This is a genomic window from Emticicia sp. (assembly GCF_043780375.1).
Classification (GTDB): Bacteria; Bacteroidota; Bacteroidia; order Cytophagales; family Spirosomataceae; genus Emticicia.
Map to the genome: position 1 here is coordinate 21,719 of NZ_JAYWCU010000176.1, position 6,000 is coordinate 27,718.

Consider the following 6,000-nt stretch of genomic DNA (forward strand, 5'->3'; position numbering starts at 1 on the left):
AACCCTTTCCAACGATAGGGAACGGTCTGTTGCCGTGGACTTTTAAAATCCGATTACTGCTTGAGGATGTGTGAGGTCTTACAAAGAGATTTTGGTTGGTAACCGTTAAATAGGGATTTATAACACAAAACTGTTGAAAATATCGCTATAAATACGGGTAGAATTATTACCAACACCAACTACCCTAAAGGTGTATTCTTTTCCACTTTGTAAACTCGTAACCATAATGCTCGTACTGGTATTTGAACTGTTATTCATACTAAAAAACACACCCTGCAAGCCATTATAAAAATAGAAAACCTTTTGATCCTAAGGGTGAAAAATATTTATTTCTGATAACAATCATTTACGGAATTACATTCTTTAATTGTGCCAAAGAAGATATTTCTAAATGATAGATAATCAATCTTTAGAAAAACTAACACAACTCAACAATCAAAGTTATACATTATCCTAAGTTTTAACAGCAATCAAATGAGAAATGTCATTATTGGAACAGCATACAATTATTCTAAAGAATCAATGTTACCATTTTTAAATTCTTTAGAAAAAACAGGATTCAAAGGAGACCTCATCTTTTTTATTAATAATAGTACTGAAGTTATTTATGATAAATATAGTTTTAAACTTAAATTGATAAATTTTGAAAAACAAAACCGTTGGTATATTCGCTTTTTTAAATATTTAGAATATTACACACCCTTATTTATAAAAGACCTTATCAAATTTTGTATTACTACCTTAACATTACGACGTCTTAAAAAAGGAAGGTCTCTACCGAATTGGGTATTTTCTAAATATTATTTGGATTATTATGTGGCTACGAGCAGGTTTATGTTGTATTATAGCTACCTAAAACAAAATGAATACGATAATGTATTTTTAACTGATACCAGAGATGTCATATTTCAGGAAGATATTTTTAAAAAAATAGAGGCAAATAAAGTATATGCTTTTGAAGAAAATGGCGAAATAATTTTAGAAAAAGAAAATTGGAATAAACAATGGATAATTGCAGGTTATGGGAACGACGTATTTGAAGAGATAAAACAAAATAACATTTATTGTTCAGGAACAATACTTGGTGATTACGAATCCATTTGTCATTTTTTAAATGATTATACGAGTCATATCATAAGGGATAAAATACCTAATAAGATGGAGGGGTTTGACCAAGGAATTTTTAATTATTTTATTAGTTATAAAAAACTTCCTTATTTTACGAAATTACCGAATGGTAATAGGGTATTTACAGTCGGAATGCAAAAAATGGAGGATATAAAGATTGTAGACAATAAAATTTATTACGAAGGACATTTAGACCTTTTTCCTTCGGTAATACATCAATATGATAGACATGTTACCCTCAGAGAATTTATTCTATCATGTTATGTTTAAAGGGATACCAATTGAATACAAAAAAAGTTACTACTCAGGTACTTTTATTGTAATTTTTCAATAAAATATATAAATTTTTAAAGAATTTTTGGGCAATTTTTAGAAAAGTATCATCAAATCGTATTTTCCTAAGAAAACCAGAATTTTCTTTAATCAATAGTTTGGCATTTTTATTAAAAAAGTACAAATTTCATATTATAAAATTGTATTATTTCAACAAAAAAGTACCTGAGTAGTAACCAAAAAAATATTCTATAAATGAAACCCATTATTATAGTAGAAAATTTATCAAAACAGTACCGTCTTGGTAACATTGGTACAGGCACGCTTTCTCATGATTTGAGGAGATGGTATCACCGCATGAGAGGTTTAGAGGATCCTTATCTTAAAATTGGTGAAACTAACGATCGCACAAAAAAGGGTACCAGTGAATATGTATGGGCATTAAAAGACATTAATTTTGAGGTAATGCCTGGTGAAATTTTGGGAATCATTGGAAAAAATGGTGCAGGGAAATCTACATTGTTAAAGATTTTATCAAAAGTTACAGGGCCTACCACAGGCGGAATTCATTATAATGGAAGAATCGCCTCCTTATTAGAAGTAGGAACTGGATTTCATCCTGAACTGACCGGGAGAGAAAATATATATTTGAATGGAGCAATATTGGGGATGACCAAAACTGAAATAAAATCGAAATTAGATGAAATCATTGATTTTAGTGGGGTTGAACGTTACATTGATACGCCAGTCAAAAGATACTCTTCTGGTATGATGGTACGGTTGGGTTTCGCAGTTGCCGCACATTTGGAACCTGAAATATTAGTTGTTGATGAAGTTTTGGCTGTTGGCGATGCTGAATTTCAAAAAAAAGCCATTGGAAAAATGCAAGATGTAAGCAATAAAGAAGGTAGAACAGTATTATTTGTGAGTCATAATCTGAGTTCTATAGAAAAATTATGTCATAGAACTATTGTATTAAAAAATGGGGGAATAAATTTTGAAGGAAAAACCAATGAGGCAATACGTTCTTATTTGGCAAATATGTCTAATCAGTCTAAAAATATTATGGAAAATATTATTATTTTGGATGAAGTGGTTTTAATAAAAAAAGTAACAGTAAATGAATCGGAGTGTCAGAATATTATTATTACAGGAAATAATAGTACACTGGAAGTCAGAATAATAGGGACCTTATATGAGAAACAGAATATGTGTTTTGAGATATTATTAAAAAACGAGCGAGAAGAACCATTAGCATTATTTAATAAAGAATTTGCAGAGTTCGAAATGCCTACTTATGAAGCAGGGGAGTTTGAAATAGTCAGAAAAATTAGTTTACCTAAAAAAATGAATAAAGGAATATATTTTATAGATATTCAACTAACAAAACCCTTAGAAAAATTTTATGTATTAATATCAAATGCAATTACATTAAATTGTAGCGGGTATATTAGTAACTCTGGTTTTACGTATAGGTATAAAGATGCTGGAGTAATGTTACTTGAATGATAATAATTAATGGCTTTCATTTAAATATTAAAAAAAATTAGTAAAATTTTTGCAGATTATTCTTTGATGCACACTTACTGTACTTTGTGAATCTGCTTAAACTTTTAAAAAGTATTCCTAAATAGGTGAAAATTTTTTGTTGCGAACTAAAAACTCAACATAGAATCAGAATACTCAACAAATATACTATTGAAATGTAGATTTTACCACATTTGACAATTGAAACACGGGGTTTAGACCCAACTTTACCGCTAACAGAGATAGTTGAAACCATTTTTTACTGAATGAAAACAGGAAGCGTCGGCTGTCCGACTTCAATGGGAAGAACTACCAACAAAAGAGTTTTTTTAATAGAACTGTACTTAGTTGGAATACCCTTTACTATCAGTAAACAAGTGGCGTAAGCCGCTGTTGTCAAAAGCCAATTGTTGGAAAAATATTCAAATATTTTATACACAAATCTAACATATTTAGACCTTTATCTTATTGAGTTGAAGTCATACTTCAGCGAAAAAATAGTAGGGTTGCCATCAGTTATCAAAGGCGTAAAGTCACTCAAACATTATAATACACTCTTTTTAGCTGATATTCAAGGCTTTAACTTTGCAATTTCTACTCTTCAATAGAGACAACATCATGACCTATTTCAGATACAGATCCTTTTTGATTAATTTTTTACTGTGCTAAAAGAGATTGGAATTAATTTAAAAAACTGGTTTCCAAATGCTGACTCAGGGTTTTATTCTAAAGAGTTTAGTAAAGCATGTGAAAAGGAAAATATTATTCCCATAAACCTAATCCTCGAAATAACAACAATTAGCAAGCCCTTTGTCAGTCGGATACTCACCTTTTTGATGAAGAACTTTATAAAGACAGGGCAGTAATTTACAATCAAATGCTTGGAGTGATGGTTTCAAAGCACTATTTGTCAGGTTTGAATTTTCAGTCAAAAACTAAATGTCTTTACATTTCATAGCATTCTCAGTCATTTTTTTACGCAAAATCAACAAAAAATAAAATTTTAAATAGCTTCAATAATAAATTTTAGGTAATCAAGTTTAGTGTAAAAAATAAAATAAATTTCTATTTGATGATAAACATATCTGAAAATTTTCACTATCCTATATTGTTCATTATTTTTAACAAAGTAGAATCAACCCAAAAAGTTTTTAATGAAATTCGGAAGCAACAACCGCAATTTTTTTTTATCGTTTCAGATGGACATAGGTCTAATAAAAATGGAGAAAAAGAAAAGGTAGAATATATTAGAAATTGGGTTTTAGAACACATAGATTGGGATTGTGACGTTAAAATATTATTCCGTGAACAAAACGTGGGCTGTGGTAGAGGGCCGTCTGAAGCAATAACATGGTTTTTTGAACATGTAGAAGAAGGAATTATTTTAGAAGACGATTGTTTACCTAACGATACCTTTTTTAAATTTTGTTCAGAATTATTAGAGAAATATAGAGATAATCTTAAAATTTCTGCTATTTCAGGAAATAATTTTCAGTTGAAACAACCTATGGAAATTTCAGATGACTATTATTATTCTATATTTCCATCGAGTTGGGGTTGGGCAACTTGGAAAAGAAGTTGGGATGGGTTTCAATTGCATATTACGGGTTGGAAAGATATAGAAAAAAAACAAATACTTGATTTCGTATTTAAGGAAAATAAATATAAGCTATGGTGGAAACAAGAACTCTATAAAATAGAAAAAAATCCTCCTCAAGATATGTGGGATTGTCAATTTCACTTGCATAGTATGAAACGTAGGCAATACGCAATTATTCCAAAAGTAAATTTAGTTTCAAATATTGGATTTGGAGAAGATAGTACACATTTTAATAGTGCAGACAATTATTTGTTAAATCGTCCTACTTATCAATTAAATTTCCCTTTAAAGCACCCATTTCAAATTAAAAGAAATTATAAAGCAGATATTTTTATTCAAAATATAATTTTTGGAAAGATTGAAGTAGAAAGTTATTTTAATAGAATAAAGCGATTTATTAAAAGGCTTATTTAAATGAAAGAAAATATTTGCTTTAATTTCGTTTTTAAATGATAAAATTTATGAGTATTATTGAAAGAAAAATATTGTCATTCTTGAGAATAGTCTATAAAAGTATATCTGATGAGCATAATAGATATGATGGTGTATCTTACGATTTTGAAGATGCAAGTCTGCGAAATCAACAAGCATCAGATTTAATTAAAAATCGGTTGAATGATGATACCCCCTTAATGATTGGGCGTTTTGGTGCTACTGAGATAGCTTATCTTACTAATAGTCTAATAGTACAAGATTGGTTTTTTCGTAAAAGAGATTATTACATTACTAATAAAATAAATTCCTTTTTATGGGAACAACAGATTATTCATGATATGATTTATGTGTCTGGTTTCTTTCCTCACTCAAACGAAAATGCTAAACGTTACAGTGACTTATTATTAGAGGATATAAAATATTTAGATATATTAGGAACATGGTTATATAGAGAGAGATTATTAAAAAAAGAGCTATCTCATACTATTAAGATACAATTGCCAGATATTGAACCTTATTTTCATGAAAATCCGTGGAGTGAAGCTTTGGAAGGTAAAACGGTATTAGTTATTCATCCTTTTCAAGAAAGTATATTAGCTCAGTATGTTAGTAGAGAAAAACTATTTAAAGATAAGCGGGTTCTTCCCAAATTTAATTTGAAAACTATTAAGGCAATACAAAGTGCAGGAAATTCAAAAACAATTTTTAAAGATTGGTTTGAATCCTTAGATCATATGAAGTCTGAAATGGACAAAATAACTTTTGATATTGCCATAATAGGTTGTGGAGCTTATGGCTTTCATCTTGCAGCTCATGCAAAAAGATCAGGTAAAAAAGGAATACATTTAGGGGGAGCCACCCAAAATCTTTTTGGAATTATTGGGAAACGTTGGGAAGCTCATGAACCCACACGAAAATTTATGAATCAATATTGGGTTAGACCTTTGGAAATTGAGAAACCAGCGGAGATTCAATTGGTAGAAAATGGCTGCTATTGGTAAAATGCTTTTATATTTCAAAATCTAAACCCGATACAA

At 29.6% G+C, this 6,000-nt stretch carries 6 protein-coding genes; 4 read left to right on the top strand and 2 right to left on the bottom strand.

All coding sequences use genetic code 11. From position 1 onward, the window contains the following. Positions 1–117: 117 nt before the first annotated feature. The gene (locus ACH2CJ_RS14215) at positions 118–258 is read right to left on the bottom strand and encodes a hypothetical protein (RefSeq protein ID WP_394993605.1); all 141 of its coding nucleotides are present in this window, start codon (positions 256–258) and stop codon (positions 118–120) included. Between the two features lie 216 nt (positions 259–474). Between ACH2CJ_RS14215 and ACH2CJ_RS14220 the strand changes: the two genes are divergently transcribed. Next, entirely contained in the window at positions 475–1,398 is a 924-nt protein-coding gene (locus tag ACH2CJ_RS14220) for a hypothetical protein (RefSeq protein WP_394993606.1), read from the top strand. Positions 1,399–1,656: 258 nt separating this feature from the next. Beyond that, entirely contained in the window at positions 1,657–2,910 is a 1,254-nt protein-coding gene (locus ACH2CJ_RS14225; RefSeq protein ID WP_394993607.1) for an ABC transporter ATP-binding protein, read from the top strand. 277 nt (positions 2,911–3,187) lie between these two features. Here the strand turns inward: ACH2CJ_RS14225 and ACH2CJ_RS14230 are convergent, their stop codons facing one another. Further along, on the bottom strand, positions 3,188–3,367 hold the full coding sequence (locus ACH2CJ_RS14230) for a hypothetical protein (protein WP_394993608.1): 180 nt from the start codon (positions 3,365–3,367) through the stop codon (positions 3,188–3,190). Positions 3,368–4,000: 633 nt separating this feature from the next. Between ACH2CJ_RS14230 and ACH2CJ_RS14235 the strand changes: the two genes are divergently transcribed. After that, positions 4,001–4,942 carry a nucleotide-diphospho-sugar transferase gene (locus tag ACH2CJ_RS14235; protein ID WP_394993609.1) on the top strand — a complete coding sequence of 314 codons (942 nt, stop codon included), beginning with the start codon at positions 4,001–4,003 and terminating at the stop codon, positions 4,940–4,942. Positions 4,943–4,989: 47 nt separating this feature from the next. After that, positions 4,990–5,964, top strand: coding sequence for a hypothetical protein (locus ACH2CJ_RS14240; protein ID WP_394993610.1), 975 nt, complete (start codon positions 4,990–4,992; stop codon positions 5,962–5,964). Positions 5,965–6,000: the final 36 nt, after the last annotated feature.

Bases quoted from the DNA above. Each gene is read 5' to 3' on its own strand.
- ACH2CJ_RS14235 (WP_394993609.1), top strand. From the start codon at position 4,001: ATGATAAACATATCTGAAAATTTTCACTATCCTATATTGTTCATTATT.
- ACH2CJ_RS14225 (WP_394993607.1), top strand. From the start codon at position 1,657: ATGAAACCCATTATTATAGTAGAAAATTTATCAAAACAGTACCGTCTT.
- ACH2CJ_RS14215 (WP_394993605.1), bottom strand. From the start codon at position 258: ATGAATAACAGTTCAAATACCAGTACGAGCATTATGGTTACGAGTTTA.
- ACH2CJ_RS14240 (WP_394993610.1), top strand. From the start codon at position 4,990: ATGAGTATTATTGAAAGAAAAATATTGTCATTCTTGAGAATAGTCTAT.
- ACH2CJ_RS14220 (WP_394993606.1), top strand. From the start codon at position 475: ATGAGAAATGTCATTATTGGAACAGCATACAATTATTCTAAAGAATCA.